14 protein-coding genes, 4 tRNA genes and 4 pseudogenes are annotated in these 16,957 nt (G+C 51.0%); 19 read left to right on the top strand and 3 right to left on the bottom strand.

Going from position 1 to position 16,957, the window contains the following annotated elements; all coding sequences use genetic code 11:
* Positions 1 to 74: 74 nt before the first annotated feature.
* From P378_RS16190 to P378_RS16175, 5 genes are all read left to right on the top strand, one after another.
* Positions 75 to 1,139: a ComEC/Rec2 family competence protein gene (locus P378_RS16190; protein ID WP_099083499.1), complete on the top strand. Its 1,065-nt coding sequence runs from the start codon at positions 75 to 77 to the stop codon at positions 1,137 to 1,139.
* A 259-nt stretch (positions 1,140 to 1,398) separates the two neighbouring features.
* Positions 1,399 to 1,623 carry a DUF378 domain-containing protein gene (locus tag P378_RS16185; RefSeq protein WP_099083500.1) on the top strand — a complete coding sequence of 75 codons (225 nt, stop codon included), beginning with the start codon at positions 1,399 to 1,401 and terminating at the stop codon, positions 1,621 to 1,623.
* 202 nt (positions 1,624 to 1,825) lie between these two features.
* Positions 1,826 to 3,190: a metallophosphoesterase family protein gene (locus tag P378_RS16180; protein ID WP_099083957.1), complete on the top strand. Its 1,365-nt coding sequence runs from the start codon at positions 1,826 to 1,828 to the stop codon at positions 3,188 to 3,190.
* Positions 3,190 to 3,405 carry an AAA family ATPase gene (locus P378_RS22305; RefSeq protein WP_238473340.1) on the top strand — a complete coding sequence of 72 codons (216 nt, stop codon included), beginning with the start codon at positions 3,190 to 3,192 and terminating at the stop codon, positions 3,403 to 3,405. Before P378_RS16180 ends, P378_RS22305 begins: the two co-directional genes overlap by 1 nt.
* Complete coding sequence (locus tag P378_RS16175; RefSeq protein WP_238473339.1) at positions 3,381 to 6,110, top strand: SMC family ATPase; 2,730 nt, start codon at positions 3,381 to 3,383, stop codon at positions 6,108 to 6,110. Before P378_RS22305 ends, P378_RS16175 begins: the two co-directional genes overlap by 25 nt.
* Before the next feature lie 143 nt (positions 6,111 to 6,253).
* On the opposite strand, the gene P378_RS16170 is transcribed toward P378_RS16175, so the two are convergent.
* Both P378_RS16170 and P378_RS16165 read right to left on the bottom strand, forming a co-directional pair.
* Positions 6,254 to 6,559 (bottom strand): AzlD domain-containing protein, encoded by a 306-nt coding sequence (locus tag P378_RS16170; protein ID WP_238473338.1) that lies wholly within the window; start codon positions 6,557 to 6,559, stop codon positions 6,254 to 6,256.
* Positions 6,523 to 7,154: pseudogene (locus tag P378_RS16165) on the bottom strand (AzlC family ABC transporter permease). The gene P378_RS16170 and the pseudogene P378_RS16165 overlap by 37 nt, the downstream one beginning before the upstream one ends.
* A 230-nt stretch (positions 7,155 to 7,384) precedes the next feature.
* Between P378_RS16165 and P378_RS16160 the strand changes: the two are divergent.
* The 11 genes and pseudogenes from P378_RS16160 (at position 7,385) to P378_RS16120 (ending at position 12,445) form a co-directional block, all read left to right on the top strand.
* Positions 7,385 to 8,275: a DMT family transporter gene (locus P378_RS16160; protein ID WP_099083956.1), complete on the top strand. Its 891-nt coding sequence runs from the start codon at positions 7,385 to 7,387 to the stop codon at positions 8,273 to 8,275.
* A 278-nt stretch (positions 8,276 to 8,553) separates the two neighbouring features.
* A complete protein-coding gene (locus tag P378_RS23745) occupies positions 8,554 to 8,688 on the top strand; it encodes a hypothetical protein (protein WP_338013946.1) in 135 nt (44 codons plus the stop codon).
* Positions 8,634 to 9,200 (top strand): energy-coupling factor ABC transporter permease, encoded by a 567-nt coding sequence (locus P378_RS16155; protein WP_338013947.1) that lies wholly within the window; start codon positions 8,634 to 8,636, stop codon positions 9,198 to 9,200. Before P378_RS23745 ends, P378_RS16155 begins: the two co-directional genes overlap by 55 nt.
* Entirely contained in the window at positions 9,184 to 9,486 is a 303-nt protein-coding gene (locus P378_RS16150) for a PDGLE domain-containing protein (RefSeq protein ID WP_338013945.1), read from the top strand. Before P378_RS16155 ends, P378_RS16150 begins: the two co-directional genes overlap by 17 nt.
* Before the next feature lie 22 nt (positions 9,487 to 9,508).
* Positions 9,509 to 9,991: pseudogene (locus P378_RS23190) on the top strand (energy-coupling factor transporter transmembrane component T family protein); the annotation flags it as partial.
* A 104-nt stretch (positions 9,992 to 10,095) separates the two neighbouring features.
* Complete coding sequence (locus P378_RS23185; RefSeq protein WP_338013944.1) at positions 10,096 to 10,311, top strand: CbiQ family ECF transporter T component; 216 nt, start codon at positions 10,096 to 10,098, stop codon at positions 10,309 to 10,311.
* Entirely contained in the window at positions 10,290 to 11,174 is an 885-nt protein-coding gene (locus P378_RS16140; protein WP_099083955.1) for an ATP-binding cassette domain-containing protein, read from the top strand. Before P378_RS23185 ends, P378_RS16140 begins: the two co-directional genes overlap by 22 nt.
* Before the next feature lie 901 nt (positions 11,175 to 12,075).
* Positions 12,076 to 12,152 (top strand) — tRNA-His (locus P378_RS16135).
* A gap of 20 nt (positions 12,153 to 12,172) precedes the next feature.
* Positions 12,173 to 12,247 (top strand) — tRNA-Gln (locus P378_RS16130).
* Between the two features lie 9 nt (positions 12,248 to 12,256).
* A tRNA-Lys gene (locus P378_RS16125) sits at positions 12,257 to 12,332 on the top strand.
* Positions 12,333 to 12,359: 27 nt separating this feature from the next.
* Positions 12,360 to 12,445, top strand: a tRNA-Leu gene (locus tag P378_RS16120).
* Between the two features lie 83 nt (positions 12,446 to 12,528).
* On the opposite strand, the gene P378_RS16115 is transcribed toward P378_RS16120, so the two are convergent.
* Positions 12,529 to 13,095, bottom strand: a complete 567-nt coding sequence (locus tag P378_RS16115; protein WP_099083954.1) for a hypothetical protein — start codon at positions 13,093 to 13,095, stop codon at positions 12,529 to 12,531.
* Between the two features lie 788 nt (positions 13,096 to 13,883).
* On the opposite strand from P378_RS16115, the pseudogene tig reads away from it, so the two are divergent.
* The 3 genes and pseudogenes from tig to clpX form a co-directional block, all read left to right on the top strand.
* A pseudogene (gene tig / locus P378_RS16105) lies at positions 13,884 to 15,190 on the top strand (trigger factor).
* Between the two features lie 77 nt (positions 15,191 to 15,267).
* Positions 15,268 to 15,855 (top strand): ATP-dependent Clp endopeptidase proteolytic subunit ClpP, encoded by a 588-nt coding sequence (clpP, locus tag P378_RS16100; RefSeq protein WP_099083952.1) that lies wholly within the window; start codon positions 15,268 to 15,270, stop codon positions 15,853 to 15,855.
* A gap of 19 nt (positions 15,856 to 15,874) precedes the next feature.
* Positions 15,875 to 16,957 (top strand): annotated as a pseudogene (gene clpX / locus P378_RS16095) (ATP-dependent Clp protease ATP-binding subunit ClpX); the annotation flags it as partial.

The raw sequence follows: 16,957 nt of genomic DNA, 5'->3' as shown, positions 1-16,957 counted from the left end.
ACCTAAGGGAAGGCACCGCTTGAAGGTTAATGGTATAATAAGATTTGTTACATAAAAACAAGGGAGAAGAGAAAATGAGAAGGTTTATTGTTCTTGCATTAGGATTACTAATCTTCATTACTGGCTGCAGCCAGGCAGCCCGGGATGCCGTAAAGCCGGAGGCGCCTAAAATCCAGCCCGGTATTCTGAAGGTACATTTTATCGACGTGGGGCAGGCCGATGCCATCCTGGTGCAGGCGGGCGAGGAAAATATGTTGATTGATGCCGGTAACAATGAGGACGGGGAAGGGGTGGAGAATTATCTTAAGCAGCAGGGAGTTAAAAAGCTGTCGGTCGTTATGGGGACCCACCCCCACGAGGACCACGTGGGGGGCATGGATCATGTAATAAATGCCTTTACCGTTGACAAAGTTTATTTGCCAAAGGTGAATCACAGTACCCAAACCTACAAAGATGTCTTACTGGCTGTCAAAGAGAAAAACCTGAAAGCCACCGCTGCCCAAGGAGGACAGACCTTCACACTGGGTGAGGCCCGGGTGGACATTTTGGCACCCAATGGCACCGGCTATGAGGAACTGAATGACTACAGCATTGTTTGTAAGGTGACCTTTGGGGACAGCAGCTTTCTTTTAACGGGGGATGCCGAAGGGACATCGGAGCAGGAAATGCTGAAAAAGGGATACAACCTAAAGGCGGAAGTTTTAAAGATCGGTCATCACGGCAGCAGTTCTTCCACCGGAGAGCAGTTTCTGAAGGCGGTATCACCGAAAATGGCGGTTATCTCCGTGGGGCAGAACAATGACTACGGGCACCCGCACCGGGAGACGCTGCAAAAATTGGCGGCGGCCCAAATCAAAGTTTACCGCACTTCCCAGGCGGGAACCATTGTCATGACCTCCGACGGGAAGAAAATTGAAGTGGAAACTGCAAGAGCGACTTCGGCGGCAGGGTCGACCGGCCAGAACAAAGAATATGTTGACAGCCGGGGCCGGGGTCTTATCAAAGGGAATATCAACAAAAAAGGGGATAAAATCTATCACCTGCCGGAACAGGCAAACTATGAAAGAACCAAGCCTGAGGTCTGGTTTACGACTGAAGCAGAGGCAGAGGCTGCGGGTTTCAGGAAGGCTGACCGGTAAGTGCCTATTGACCGCTTCGAAGGGAAATAGGCTGTTAGGAGATAGAAGTTAAATCCTGTGAAACGTCCCCTGCCCCGGCAGGGCGAGAGTAGGGGATAGAGTATTTCTTTAAAATAACGACGGATCCAATGTATAAATAATTGCTCTGGTCAAAAATAGTTGACTGATATCTAATTTTTTGGTTTAAAGTGTATAACAATTAACAAATTGGGTAACAATACTCATCGTAATCATATTTTTTCATCAAGGAGTGATAACGGTGGAATTGTTATCCAGAATTGCCTTGGTGCTGGTCATCGTAGGCGCATTAAACTGGTTGCTGGTTGGCCTTTTCAGCTGGGACCTGGTTGCTGCCCTGCTCGGTGGGGACGCAGTACGGGAAGCCTCTTTGCTAAGCAGAATTATCTACAGCTTAGTAGGTATTTCCGGCATTATTTTAATTCCCACCCTGTTCCGTGACAGAGCACAGGTAGAAAACAAGTAAGACAAAAAGCCCTTCACCTGGTGGAGGGCCTTTTGTTTTTTCATAATTACTTTTTTGGATAGTATACCCCTGGAAGGAAGAAGCTCGCAGAAAATCCAGGGCATCAGCCGCTCCAATTTTTTGCATTAGATATAGAACCTGGCAATCAGACTGCGGGTTGGATATAATTGAACCAGTACAAGTTGCTGAAGGAGTGCAATTTATGGCCACGGTAAAATTTATTCACTGTTCGGATATTCACCTGGGCCGGCAGCGCCTGGGCGGCAAACTGCCGGATTCGGATTTTGCACAGGCCCTTGATTGGATTGTCCGGTATACCATTGAACAAAAAGCGGACGCCCTGCTTATTGCCGGGGACCTTTATGATTCTCCCAGCATCCAGCCCCCTGTTTTGCAGCAGGCCACCGCCTGTCTGAAGCCCCTTCAAGAAGCGGGGGTTCCTGTCTTTGCCATTGAAGGCAACCACGACCGGGCCACCGTTACCGGAGAGTCACACACCTGGGTACGGTATTTAAATGATATCGGACTGATCCACCTGTTATCCATTCCCTTCACATCCGAGGGGCCGCTGATTACACCCTGGGATGGTCGGAAAAGAAGCGGTTCCTACATCGACTTCAAAGGAGTCCGCATTGTCGGTGCGGGCTACCTGGGCGCCGGCACCATTAAAAGGGCCCGCCTGATTGCTGAAACCCTCACAGGCTGGCAGCAGGACGGTAAGCCCGGGGCGTCGATCATGCTGCTGCATGCCGGGCCTGACTATGTGGTACAAGAAGGCGGCGGATTCTCCAAAGAAAACCTGGAGTTCCTCCACCAATGCGTGGATTACCTGGCCCTGGGCCACATTCACAAACCCATGAACCACGGGGGATGGGCCGTCAACCCCGGTTCCCCGGAACATGTCCGTCTGGAAGAGTGCCGTTACGACGGACAACCCCGGGGCATGGCGGTGGTGGAAATGGACCCGTCCCGGACATGCCCCCTGCAAAGGGTGGAAATTGTGGCGGTTCCCAGGAGAAAAGTCTTCAGCCTGCGCTATGACTGCTCTCCCCACAGCAATAAAACCAAGCGGGCCATGGATGCCATTCAGGCAGACATTACAGAAAATCTTCGGGTCCTGGGAGCGTCGCCGGAGGATGCTGTGAGGTTGGAACTGACCGGTACGGTCAACCTGGGCCGCATCCGCCTGGATACCGAAGCCCTGGCCCTTTATTTGGAGGAAAACCTGCCGGTGAAGGCTGTGGAGGTAAATTCCGGCGGCCTGCAGCTGGCTGTCGGGGAAAATTCTCCGGAGGGCACCCTTCAAGAAATTCCTTCCAGGGAGGCCCTTGAACTGTCTGCCATCCATGAGGTGGTCATGCATAACCCGCTGCCGGGGTTGGAACACCAGGCAGGCATGCTGACCAGGTTGTTTTACCAACTGAAGGAAGATGTGCGCAGCCGGGCCTCGGCCCAGGAGATCAGGGAAAGGCTTAATGCCTGTGGGCTGCTGGAATTGCTGGTGGCGGAGGCCCTGGAGGAAATGCCGGAGAGGTCCGTGGCCACGGCAAAGGAAGGTGATGCCTGATGTGGATACAAAAAATCAGGTTGAAAAACATCAAAAGCTATGGTGAGGGTGACAGCGGCCAGGGGATTACCGTCCACCTGGAGCCGGGCATCAACCAGATCGCCGGCAAAAACGGGGCCGGCAAAAGCACGCTCATTGAGGCCATCGGCTATGCCCTGTTTGACGCCGAACCCGTCAGGGGCAACGCAGGATGGCCAAAAACACCTATTTATTAAGGAATGGCAGCAAATCCGGCGAAATCGATGTCTGGGTCTGGCACCAGGACTGCCTGTACCGGGTTGAAAGGGATGCGGGCAACGGGGGACGGCGCTGGAAGGTTGTGCGGCAGGATGATGACTTCATCGAGGCCGAAGGGGAGCAAGAGGTCAAGGCCTTTCTGGCCAACCTGGCCGGTGTGGATGCTCCGGAACGCCTGGCGGAGGTTTTTCACAGCCTGCTGGGGGTAAAACAGGGCCGTTTCACCCTGCCCTTTGACCTGAAGCCCAGCGAAGCCAAAAACCACTTTGACCCTCTTCTGGACGTGGACATTTTTCGCCAGTGTTTTGATTATTTAAAGGAACCCTGTGATGAAATCCGGCAGGACATGGCCAACCAGCGCAGCGTCATCAGCGGGTTGGAGGGCCAGATTGCTCAGCTCCGGGATGCACCGGCGAAGCTGGAAGAAGGTTTGCAGCAAAAGGCTGTTTTGGAAATGCTGGTGCAGAAATGCCGGGAACGGTTGGAAAGTACAGGCCGGGACCTGGAGCGGTACGACGACTTAATGAAGCAATACCAGACGGCTGTGCTGAAGGTTGGCGAGGCCAGAAGCAATGCAGGGCAGGCCCGGGCCGACGTGAACATGGCCTCGGCCCGGGTTGAGGAGGCCAGGCAGGCGGGGAAAATCCTAGAACAAACTAAGGAAGACTACCAGGCGTTCACTTTATTGGAAAAGCAAATCAGCCAGTTGGAAAAACAACGGGTCACCCGAGATAGTTTACATAAAACGCTCACCACCCTTCAGAGGGAAGAAACGGGTTTAACCAGGGACCTGGCAGCAAAAAGACAAGAAGCAGCCAGGGACCGGGAAAATGCCGGCAGTAAAGAGCGTGAATATCAAAGCAGACGGGAAGTCCTGCAGCAGCAGGTGGCCCTGTATGAGGCCGGCGAAGGGGACTGCCTGCAGGCAAAGGAACGGGCGGAAGAACTAAAGAATGGCCTGGTCCGGGTGGTGGAATGGCTCAAGGCCATGAGCGCTGTGAACAAATCGGCCATTGACCAGATGACGGAACTGGAGCAAACTTTTCGCCAACTTGACACCAAAATTCCTCAACGGATGGCACGGGCCAAAGAGCAACTTGAACAGGCCGAGAGTCAGGAACGTGAATGCAGGGCCCTTTTGGAAAGGACCAAGCAAGACAAGGCCAACCTGGAACAACAGCTGGCCAGGCTTTCCGGCGGACAGTGTCCCCTCCTGGGCACCGCCTGCAGCCAGTTCGACCCCGCAAAGGCCAGGCAGGACTTAGCCGGTTTAAACCAGAAAATAAAGGCTGCGGCTGAGGAGCACCGGGAAAAACTCCGCCTGGCGGCCGGGGCCGGGGCTGAGCTGGAAAAATGGCTGGCCCTGGAGAAGGAAGAGGTGGAAAAACAGGCCCGGGTCCGCCAGCTCGGCAAGGGCATCGCCGGGTTGTATCAGCAACTGGAGGACCCCGCCGGCCGGCTGGCGGCGGAAAAACTGGTTTTGCAATTAAAGATGGGTGAAATACCGCCCAGACTCAGGGGCCTTGTTGAAACTCAGGAGCTTGACCCGTCCGTTTACCGGGCGGCGGTGGAAGAAATGAAAGACCTGCAAAGATTCCTCTACGATTGTTTTCAAAAGTGGAAGCCTGTGGTGGAACAACAGTACAACGCGGCCCAGGAAATCATGACCATGCGGGTAGCCCGCAGGAAAGAAATGGATGCCGAGGACAGGACCCTCAAGGCACTGGCTCAGGATATTCAACTGCTTTTGCAAAGGGCCGGGGAGGCAGAAAAGAAAGCCGCCGTTCTTGCAGGCTCCCTTGCCGGAATGCAGCAGCAAATTGAGGAATTGGAACAGCAGCTGCAGCCCTATGCGGGACTGGATGAAAAACTGGCTGAAGCAAACCGGGTGAAGAGCCGCCACCTGCCCGGTTATACAAAATACCTGCAGAACCAGCCGGCCGCCGAAAAAACGCAGGAATACCTGGACAAGCTGGACCAACACAGGGCCAGGCTTAGAGAAGCAGAAAGCGAACTGGCGGCGTCCGAGCAAAAATTCAAGGCAGCCGAAGCTGCCTACAATCCGGATCAACACAGGGAGCTAAAAGAACTCTACGCCCGGGCCAACCTGGACCTGGGTGAAGCCACCAGCAAGCTGGAGGAAGCGGTCAGGCTGGTGGAGGAGCAGAAGCAAAGGGTACAACAGATGAACCATCTGCACCGGCAAAGGGAGGAACAGGTAAAGGAACTGGTACGCCTGCAGTCCCAGGAAAAGATTTTAGAAAAGGCCCGGCATACCCTGAAAAACGCCCAGGAGCCGGTAGCCAGAAACCTGACCTGCCGGGTGGCCGCCCAGGCCCAGGCCATTTATAATTCCATGAGCAACGAAGCAGCCCAGTTTCACTGGCGCGCCGGAGATTACAGCCTGACGGTCACCACGGTTTCCGGGGAGAAGCGGTTTGCCAGCCTCTCCGGCGGGCAGCAAATGAAAGCCGCCCTGGCCATGCAGCTGGCCCTGGTAAAGGAATTTTCCACTGCCGGTTTTTGTGCCTTTGACGAACCCACCTACGGTCTGGATACCGAGAGCAGGATCATGCTGGCCGAGGCCGTCAGCAAAGCCCAGCAGGAATGTAAATTTGAGCAGCTGCTGCTGGTTTCCCACGATCAGCCTTTGACGACAAGGTGGAGTATGCCCTGCATTTAAGCTATTCTCCGGTGGAAGGGACAAAGCTTTAGGTAATGGAGTGGTTGTGGTTACTCTATGGCAGATAGGGTTTGTTACCTTGCAAGAAGGGCTGATCAAAAATGCCGCCGGTTCTGTTCGGCGGCATTTTTACATGAACTTGTTTAACAGAACCACCATGCCATGCCGGTGACCACCGTTAAAAAGATGCTCTTGCTGTAAATACCGGTGATAAAGCAGGGGATGGCAGCCAGCAGGTAGGTGTTTGAAAGATTGACACTGAGCTGCCCGTCTTTCAGCAGCAGTTCCGGGGCCAGCAGCGCGGACAGCACGGCCACCGGGACATAACTCAGCCAGTTCAGCAGTCCCTTGGAAATATTGATGCGGGATAAAATGGCCAGGGGCAGCATGCGGGGGATGTAGGTGACAATCATCATGCCGATAATGATTGTGAGGACTTTTCCATCCATTTATCAATCAACACTCCTATCGTTACAGAAATGACGGTGGCCAGGATGATGTTCCAACTGCCGCCCAGGTTCAGTTTGATACCGATGGATAAGACTGCGGAAATAAAGATAATGGAAATGGCCTTCTTGTGTCTCACCTGAAGGATCAGCAGGGCGATGAACATGGCCGGCAGGGCAAAATCAAGGCCGAACTTTTGGGGCTCCGGGATAAAGTTGCCCATCACCGAGCCCAGCACGGTGCTGGAAAGCCAGGCCAAATGGGAAGTAATAAACAAGCCCAAGAAGTACCACTGACTTTTTTGCTGTTTTGCAACCGCGCCGATGGAAATGGCATAGGTTTCATCGGTGACCCAAAAGCCCAGCAGAGACAGTAATTTCGCATTAATGTTTCTTACGTAAGGAGCCAGGGAAGCCGTCATTAACATATGACGGGAATTGACCAGAAAAGTGGTTAAAACAATGGCGCCGATGGAAGCCTGGGCTGCCAGCAGCCTGCCGCGATAAATTGGGAAGAACCTGCGTATACCAGCAAAGACATCATAAAAATTTCTACGGTGGACATGCCCGATTGCACCGCTAAAACGCCAAAGGCCATTCCGATGGGAAAATAACCGAAGACAACCGGCAGGGCCGCACTAATCCCTTCTTTTATGTCTGAACGAACCAACTGACTAAACCTCCTTCGCAAAACCGTAGATAGTTCTAATAATAACAGAATTTGTCCATGCCTGTCATCCGGGAATAAACTTTTGTCCGCCAAAGGGCAACTTTTCTGTATTCCACAGACCGGGGAATCTGTTACAATACCCTCAGGGGGTGTAAGGTTTGAAGCCGTCCGTCAAAGGATTTTTCTTTTTGGTAGGGGCTACGTCCATGTGGGGGATCTCCGGCACCGTGGCCAAAATTTTATTTAACCAGCAGGTAAACCCCCTGCACCTGGTCACCATCAGGATTACTTTGTCCTTCCTGGTGCTGCTGGCCTACCTGGCCCTTTGGAAACCTCATTTGCTACGGGTAAAAAAATGCGATCTTCTCTACCTGGCCGTACTGGGGATCGGCGGAATTGCGCTGAATCAGTTCAGTTATCTCTATACCATCAGCCAGACCAACGTGGCCACCGCAGTGTTTCTGCAGTACCTGGCGCCAGGCATTGTGGCCGCCTACGCCTTTCTCTTTCAGGGGGAAAAGATGGGGCCCGCCAAACTGCTGGCCCTGCTGCTGACCGCCGGGGGCGGTTACCTGATTGTGAACGGCGCCCCGGGAGGGGGACTGGCGGTGAACCTGCCGGGACTGGTGAGCGGTCTGGTTTCTGCCGTGACCCTGGCCTTTTACACCATCTACGGGAAGAAGGGTCTGAGCACCCTCAACCCCTGGACCACCCTTTTATATTGTTTCGGCTTCGGGGCGCTGGTCTGGAATGTTTTTCAGCCGCCCTGGATCGCCATGGTGGGTCACAGCACCACTGAGTGGTTGTTTTTTCTCTACATCGCGGTATTTGCCACGGTACTGCCCTTTGGTTTTTATTTTTGCGGCCTGAACTACCTCACACCGGTGATCACCGGGTTAACCAGCACCCTGGAACCGGTGGTGGCAGCGGCAGTTGCTTTCCTGGTTCTGGGGGAACTGATGTATCCCCTGCAACTTCTGGGCTGCGCCATGATACTGGCCGGCGTCATTGCCATCCAGTGCCTACCCAAACAGGAGGAGACAGTATAAAGTTCAGGGATGCGAAGTGATAGATACATAAGATACAACCTTTCAAAGATTTCTCACTTCTTACCTTTCAAATGGCAGGAATAATGAAGTTTCCGGAGAATAAAATCACTACAGGGAATTCAAACCGGACACCGCAGTTTTATTGATAATAAAGTTCTTGTCAAAGCCACGGAAGTTGTTGAACCGGAAGTCCGGAACCTACATGGCTTTTTTATTTCACGTTAGGAAGATAAGAAAAGCCCGGTAGAGGTTTTTCATTAAATTAGGGAGGGATATATATGCACATCCCGGATGGTTTTTTAGATGCCAAAACCTGGGTTTCCGCTACGGCCATCAGCACAGGGTCCTGGGCTACAGCATTGCTAAAACCAGGGAACAAATCAGTGACCGACAGGTACCCCAACTGGGAGTAATGGCAGCCTTTATCTTTGCCGCCCAGATGATCAATTTTCCCATCGCCGGGGGAACATCCGGTCACCTGCTGGGGGCGGCCCTGGCAACAGCCCTGCTGGGTCCATGGAGTGCCAGTATCGTTCTGGCCACGGTACTGATGATCCAGTGTTTTGTTTTTCAGGATGGCGGGCTGACCGCCCTGGGGGCCAATATTTTAAACATGGGGGTCGTTGGCGTGCTGGTAGCCGCCGGCATTTACGGGCCCCTAAGTCGGTTGATCAAAGGGAAAACCGGTGTTGCCCTGGCCTCCTTTGCCGCTTCCTGGGCCTCCGTAATGGCCGCGGCCTTCATGACCAGCGCAGAACTTGCCCTGTCGGGGATACCCTTTGCCGTAGTCCTGCCGGCCATGCTGGGGGTTCACGCGCTGATTGGCATCGGGGAAGGTGTTATTACCGCTGCGGTGGTGCTGGCCGTCCTTAACGCAGGGTTTTCTCCCAACTGGCTGAGGAAGGGGGATGTTTGCAGTGAATAAAAAACTACTGGCCGGTTTGTTGATCGCTTTACTGGTGGCTGTCTTTTTGTCGCCCTTTGCCTCCCCCCATCCGGACGGGTTGGAGAGAGTGGCGGAAGATCAAAACTTTATCCAAAGGGCTTATGGGAAAGAAGTTCTTACTTCCCCCATTCCCGATTATAGTATGCCGGGTATGCAAAGTGAATTCCTGGCCACCGGGGCAGCAGGGGCCACCGGGGTGGCGCTTACCTTTGGCCTGGTCATGGGCATGAAGAGATTCCTGGTGAAAAGGCAGAATTGTTCATAAGGAAGCCGCGGGGGTTAAACAAATGCAGGGCATTGAGGAAAGGCTGGCTGCCGGGACCTGGATCAGGGGCGTGGATGCCAGGGTAAAGCTGATTGCTGTGGTGATCTTTATCATCAACGCCACCACGCTGCAGGACAAAACACTGTTAATGATCACGGCCTTCTTGCTGCTGGGGGTCTCCCTACTGGCAGGCATTGCCCCGGTACACCTGGTGAAAAGGCTGGTTCTTGTGCTGCCCTTCGGTGGAGTTATGGTTTCTGTCCTCCCCTTTGTCATCCCCGGAGAACCTGTATGGACCCTGCAATTGGGCGTTCTCAAATTGGTGGCTACCAGGGAAGGCTGGGAGGCGGCGGTCCTTCCCTGCCTGCGTATGGTGACCGCCTTTTTGGGCATGGCCTTTCTGACATCCACCACCTCCCTGCGGGAGATCATCCATGCCCTGAATCATCTTAAATTTCCCCGCATCTTTGTTTTGCTCATTGACTTTACGGTACGCTACATCGCGGTGGTAATGGATGAACTAAACCGCATGCAGACTGCCAGGAAAGCCCGGGGGTTTAAACCAGGCAGAGGTCTTTGGGACAGGCATACCGTAAAACCATTGGCAGTATGCTGGCCATGCTTTTTCTGCGGTCCTATGAAAGGGCGGAAAGGGTTTACTTTGCCATGCTGTCCAGGGGATACACCGGTCAGTACAAATGCTGCGGCCACTGTCACCGGATAAAAAAACTGGACCTCAGCTTTGGGGCTGGCATGATTACCGCTTCCTGGGCCATCAAGATCATTGATATGGGAGGGATTCCATGGAGCCTGTTATTGAAGTGACGGAACTTTCTTTCCTTTATAAAGACGGCACCAGGGCTTTGGACAAGTGTTCCCTCACCATAGAGCGCGGCACCAAAGTGGCCATTCTGGGACCCAACGGTTCGGGCAAATCCACCCTGCTGCTGCATTTAAACGGCATTCATGTGGTCCAGCAGGGGACGGTGAAGGTCCTGGAGGAAACCGTCAGTCCCTCCAATGAACAATGGCTGAGAAGTAAAGTGGGCCTGGTGTTTCAGGACCCAGACGACCAAATTTTCTCCGGCACCGTCTGGGAGGACGTGGCCTTTGGCCCCGTTAACCAGGGCCTGCGGGGAGAGGAGTTGGAGGCCAGGGTGCGCCAAGCTTTGCGTTTTGTAAAAATGGAGCAGTACAGCCGCAAAGTGCCTTACCATTTGAGTTACGGCCAGAAAAAGCGGGTTGCCATTGCCGGGGTGCTGGCCATGAACCCGGACATTATTGTCCTGGATGAACCGGTAGCTTTTTTAGACCCGGCGGGAAAACGGGCCTTGTTTGAGCTTTTAGACCAGCTGAACCGGCAGGGCAAGACCATCGTTGCCGCTACCCACAATGTGGATATAGCCGCCCGCTGGGCCCACAAGATCATCATCCTCTCCGAAGGCAGGGTGCTGGCCCAGGGTACCCCGGCCTTACTGACGGATAAAACCATTGTACAGGAAGCAGAACTGGAACTGCCTGCGGTTACCGAAATCTTTGCCCCTTTTCCCGACCTGTGCAAACCAAAAACACCGGTCACAGTAGAAGAAGCACAAAACATTATTAAACAATTAGTGACGAATTCAAGTCGGGGACGGTTCGTGCGCCGAGAAAAGGGCGCATCGTATAATGGGTGGGAATCCCACTGAGAAAGGTTTAGCCAACCACTCAAAGCGAGTCTTGGAACACAGGGGTAACCCCTGTATTTAAGCGTAGACAGCTAGGTAGCAGGCCGAAAGCGAAAGCTGAAGGGATTGAGCTCCGAAATCCTAGAACGGGAAGGCCGATGCTGTGAGCCAGGCAGAAGGCAATATCACAACAAACGCTATGGCGAGTCTGTTGGGCTCGATTCAACCCTCAAATCTCAGAAGAGAAAACCAGGATTATCAACTTTGGCAGATTTGCAGAACAAACCTGCCAAAACAATAATAAGGGCAAACCAGAGACATTTGATTTCCTTGGTTTCACCCACTACTGTAGTAAAAACCAGAAGGGCAAATATCGGGTCAAAAGGAAGACCAGCCGCAAGAAATTCAAAGCCAGTCTACTTCGGGTGAAAGAATGGTTACGGGACAATCGGCACCTGCCGGTCAAGGTATTAATGGATCAGTTATGTCGCAAATTGAAAGGATACTATCAATACTAGGCCATCACTGATAACCTGCGCTCTGTACAGAACTTTAGAGATAAAGTAATAAAATTTATCTTTAAATGGCTGAACCGGCGCAGTCAACGGAAAACAAAGCGTCTCCTAAAACCCGAGAGGCCCACATCTACTCGACTTGACTTGAATTTGAAAACGATGAATTCAAGTCAAGAACCGTCCCCACTTGAATTCACTTGAATTGGAAAATCCTTAAGGGTTATTTTTTCATCTTACCCGTTGACAATGAATATCAACCTGTATATAATCAATAATTGTTCACGGCAGTGTGGCTAAAGTGTCAGGAAAAAGCAGCATCAAATGACAAAGAATACCTTGTTGAAATAAGCTTGACAACATCTTAACATTTTGGTAACATAATTTGTGCGAGTCGACAAAGTTGTGTGGTGGGTATAGCTCAGCTGGTTAGAGCGCCAGATTGTGGCTCTGGAGGCCGTGGGTTCGAGTCCCATTATCCACCCCATATTATTCATATAAATATACTGGGGCGTCGCCAAGCGGTAAGGCACCGGTCTTTGGAATCGGCATTCGTTGGTTCGAATCCAGCCGCCCCAGCCATCTTTACGTGACCCATTAGCTCAGTCGGTAGAGCACCTGACTTTTAATCAGGGTGTCCCGCGTTCGAGTCGCGGATGGGTCACCATTTTCTATGTTTAAACAAAAAATACATGCGGATGTGGCGGAATTGGCAGACGCGCCAGACTTAGGATCTGGTGCCCGCAAGGCGTGGGGGTTCAAGTCCCTTCATCCGCACCAGCAAAAGAAAAAGTCCAAGGATCATTCCTCGGACTTTTTTCTTTTGTAAAGGGATGGTGCTTCTCCATTGTAGCAGAGAGTTTTTATTTAAAATTTGGTAGAATTTGTGCTCCCGTAAAAGTAATCGGACCGATAACGTTAGCCTGGCTGCCTGCTAATGGCAGTTCGGCTGTTAAGAAATAACTAACCTTCTCAGGATGATGAAAATCATCACAGGGGTTAAGGGGAATCAGCGGCAAATCTACATGGGTAAAAGTGGTGGTCTCAAAATTTTCTTCCGCAGCATTGGCGCTTTGACGGCAGCTGAAAATTAATGGACCGGTAACAGGAGCATCTCTAAAGATTTTAAACAGAACATCGACCTTGTTTCCTACATTGGTAATGGCCTGCCAGCCAACCGTGGCAGTTAACCATACCCGGCTGCATACAACAAAAATGTTTAAAGCATCATCACCCGTTAGAGAAGCGATGGTAGTCGGGGTTGTAGTAAGAGGAATAGACGTTGCACCGCTGGTGTTACTTGGTTGGAGGGTTACAAATTCAAACTCCACAAGCAACCCGCGTCTTTTAAAAAATGAAGATGAAATAACGTCGGAGTTTTCTTCACTGGCGGTCTCCGGATTTTCTGTTTCTTTTAATTCGTCGGACATAGGGTCTAACCTCCCTTAACAATCTTACTCCATTATACGTAAGAGCCTATGGAAAGGTGACCCTCCTATGGTTAAACATTACTGCTTAACCTTAAATTATTTACCCTTATCATCTCCCGGGAGGCAAAATAAATTTAAGAGCCGGGGGAACAATCCTCCGGCTTCAGTCGGTATCTCGCAATTGATTGGCATAACAATCGGTACAAAGATGAACCTTTTTATAAACGCAGATGATGTGCCTGTGGCAGACCCACTGCCCGCATACGTTGCATTGTTCATAACACGACAGGCATACGTCGTCACCGCAAATGGGGCATTCCAATATCCGGCTTGCTGGATGATTACAAACAGAACAAGTATTTGACATGGTTTTAATCCTCCGTTACTTCTATATTAGCACAAATTTCTGCGTTTTTTCAATTATCTTTAATGTATACATGATTAAATTTGATAACCAAATGTTCTGTTGTCAAACCAAATGGAACGAACATTCTCTGAGCAAATGTTTTGCAAACCGTTAACATTATGGTATAATTGTAATGATATACAGTGGCCAGGGTTCTGCCTGGTATTTTAATTATCGAGGCAGCTGGAAAAAATTGCCCTTTTTGGCTGGAAATGATTTGACTCCGGGCAGGAGTTGGACAACCTTCGTAGAACTAAATACAGTGTCATGCCCGTATTGGGTTACACTATAAGGACTAAGGTTGCAGGCTATGGGAGGGTGTATTTCAGTAAAATAAAAGCTTTATCAAACAAAACATGTATTTAAGGAGGAGCACTGTAAAATGAAGGCCACAGCAGAAAGGATAGAAAAAAACACCGTCCTTTTAGAAATTGAGGTAGAGACAGAAAAACTGGAACAGGCAATGAACAAAGCCTACCAGAGAGTCGTTAAGCAGGTGAACATTCCCGGTTTCCGTAAAGGGAAAGCGCCTAGGGCAATGGTTGAACGTTATGTAGGAAAAGAGACTCTGTTTGGGGAAGCCGCCGAAATGATCGTCCCCGAAGCCTACATGCAAGCCATCAAGGAAACCGAAACGGAGCCCATCGACCAGCCTAAAATTGACATTGTGCAGGGTGAACCGGGTAAGCCTCTTATTTTAAAGCCACCGTGGAGGTCAAACCGGAAGTGACCCTTGGCGAATATAAAGGTTTGGAAGTAAAGCGTCCTACCACAGAAGTCTCCGATGAAGATGTACAGAAAGAACTGGAGCGTCTGCAAAACCGCCATGCCAAACTGGTTACCGTAGAAGAAGGAGAAGTACAAAAGGACGATGTAACCATCATTGATTTTGCCGGTTATGTAGACGGCGAAGCATTTGAAGGCGGCACTGCCGAAAATTATTCTCTGACCATCGGTTCCGGTACCTTTATTCCCGGCTTTGAAGACCAGCTCATCGGAGTAAAAGTAGGCGAAGAAAAAGATGTCAACGTAACCTTCCCCGAGGAATACCATGCAGAAAACCTGGCCGGCAAACCTGCAACCTTTAAAGTAACCGTGAAAGAAATTAAACGTAAGGAACTGGCCCCGCTGGATGATGAACTTGCCAAGGATGTCAGCGAATTTGACACCCTGGAAGAATTAAAGTCTGACATTCGGAATAAATTAAAGGAAGCCGCCGAAACCAGGGCAAAATCCGCAGTGCAAAACGGCGTCGTTGAAGCCGCTGTTGCCAATGCGACCGTAGAGGTTCCTGAGATCATGGTGGAGCAGAAGGTTGAAGAAATGCTGAACAACGTAGGCCATCGTTTGTCTCAGCAGGGAATCAATCTGGATCAATATTTTCAGTACACCAATACCAGCATCGATGACATGCGCCAGCGTATGAGACCGGATGCTGAAAAGACCGTCAAGAACGAGTTAATTCTCGATGCCATTGCCAGGGCTGAAAACATTCAGGCATCCGAAGAAGAAATTAACGAAGAGATTCAAAAAATTGCATCCTATGTAAAACAGGATGCGGAAATTGTACGCAAAACCTTGGAATTACAGGGTGAAGTGGGGAATATATCTCAAGATATAGCCCGCCGTCAAGTGATTTCTTTCCTGGTAGAAAATGCCAAAGTAATTGAGGGCACAACTGAAGCGTAAGCGGAATATGTTAGGAAAGTAAGCCTAAATATAGCCGTAATTTTAAAAAGATCTAAACGATCAAGGAGGCGATAGACTTGTCAGGTTTAGTACCAATTGTTGTAGAACAAACGAACCGGGGCGAGCGGGCGTATGACATTTACTCAAGGATGTTAAAGGACCGTATTATCTTTATTGGCGGCCCCATTGACGACCATGTGGCGGACTTAGTCATCGCCCAGTTCCTGTTCCTGGAAGCGGAGGATCCTGAAAAGGATATCCACCTTTATATTAATTCACCGGGCGGTGTTGTAACTGCCGGACTGGCCATCTATGATACCATGCAGTACATTAAACCCCCTGTATCCACCATTTGCCTGGGGCAGGCCGCCAGCATGGGTTCTTTCCTGTTAGCTGCCGGAACAAAGGGCAAACGTTACGCGCTGCCGATGGCAAGAATCATGATTCACCAGCCACTGGGCGGGGTGCAGGGCCAGGCCACAGACATCGATATTCATGCCAAAGAAATTTTACGCATGAAAGACCTGTTAAACGAAAGGTTAGCCCATCACACCGGCCAGTATTTGGATAAGATTACCAGAGATACCGAACGGGATTTCTTCATGTCGGCCGAAGAGGCCAAAAAATACGGGATCATCGATGAGGTGATGCCGTATCGGAAGTAAAGATAAAAGAGGTGGAAATATGTTTAACGAGAAAGGCCAGCTCAAGTGTTCCTTCTGCGGCAAAATGCAGGACCAAGTTAAAAAGCTTGTAGCCGGACCCGGCGTTTATATCTGCGATGAGTGCATTGAACTATGCAATGAAATCATCGAAGAAGAGTTAAGCGACGACCTCGGCTTGGATATGGGCGATTTACCAAAGCCCAAAGAAATAAAGGCTATTCTGGATCAGTACGTCATCGGCCAGGAAAATGCCAAGCGTCAACTGGCTGTGGCGGTCTACAACCACTACAAGCGGATTAACCTTGGGGGCAAAGTGGAAGACGTGGAACTCTCCAAGAGCAATATTGTTATGCTCGGCCCCACCGGTTGTGGTAAGACCTTGCTGGCCCAGACACTGGCTCGCTTGTTAAACGTGCCGTTTGCCATCGCAGATGCCACCTCTTTAACCGAGGCAGGATATGTCGGTGAAGACGTTGAGAATATCTTGCTCAAACTTATTCAAGCTGCGGATTACGATGTTGAAAAGGCCGAAAAGGGCATTGTTTACATCGACGAGATTGATAAAATCGCCCGTAAGTCCGAGAACCCTTCCATCACCAGGGACGTTTCCGGCGAAGGCGTACAGCAGGCCCTGCTAAAGATCCTGGAAGGCACCGTTGCCAGCGTACCGCCTCAGGGTGGACGCAAGCACCCGCACCAGGAATTCATCCAGCTGGATACCACCAACATTTTGTTCATTTGCGGCGGTGCCTTCGACGGCATCGAAAAGATCATTCAAAACCGCACCGGCAAGAAGCAGCTGGGCTTCGGCGCTGAGATTCAAACCAAAAGAGAACAAAAAATCGGTGAGATCCTGGCCAACATCCTGCCGGAAGACCTGCTCAAATTTGGTTTGATTCCCGAATTTGTCGGTCGTCTGCCCGTCATCGTCACCCTGGATGCCCTGGATGAAGAGGCCCTCATCCGCATCCTGACCGAACCCAAGAACGCCCTGGCCAAACAGTATGAAAAACTGTTTGAACTGGACGGCGTAAGCCTGGAAATCCAGCCCGACGCCCTCGGCGAAGTGCCAAAGAGGCCCTCAAGCGCAATACCGGCGCCC

The sequence above is a fragment of the Desulforamulus profundi genome, from assembly GCF_002607855.1.
The sequence above is the reverse complement of the archived record's forward strand: the minus strand, read 5'-3'. Positions and strand labels throughout refer to the sequence as shown.

Coding starts and splice junctions, on each gene's coding strand:
- P378_RS16190 (WP_099083499.1), top strand. CDS start 75: ATGAGAAGGTTTATTGTTCTTGCATTAGGATTACTAATCTTCATTACT.
- P378_RS16180 (WP_099083957.1), top strand. CDS start 1,826: ATGGCCACGGTAAAATTTATTCACTGTTCGGATATTCACCTGGGCCGG.
- P378_RS22305 (WP_238473340.1), top strand. CDS start 3,190: ATGTGGATACAAAAAATCAGGTTGAAAAACATCAAAAGCTATGGTGAG.
- P378_RS16175 (WP_238473339.1), top strand. CDS start 3,381: ATGGCCAAAAACACCTATTTATTAAGGAATGGCAGCAAATCCGGCGAA.
- P378_RS16170 (WP_238473338.1), bottom strand. CDS start 6,559: ATGGATGGAAAAGTCCTCACAATCATTATCGGCATGATGATTGTCACC.
- P378_RS23745 (WP_338013946.1), top strand. CDS start 8,554: ATGCACATCCCGGATGGTTTTTTAGATGCCAAAACCTGGGTTTCCGCT.
- P378_RS16150 (WP_338013945.1), top strand. CDS start 9,184: ATGTTTGCAGTGAATAAAAAACTACTGGCCGGTTTGTTGATCGCTTTA.
- P378_RS23185 (WP_338013944.1), top strand. CDS start 10,096: ATGCTGGCCATGCTTTTTCTGCGGTCCTATGAAAGGGCGGAAAGGGTT.
- P378_RS16140 (WP_099083955.1), top strand. CDS start 10,290: ATGGAGCCTGTTATTGAAGTGACGGAACTTTCTTTCCTTTATAAAGAC.
- P378_RS16115 (WP_099083954.1), bottom strand. CDS start 13,095: ATGTCCGACGAATTAAAAGAAACAGAAAATCCGGAGACCGCCAGTGAA.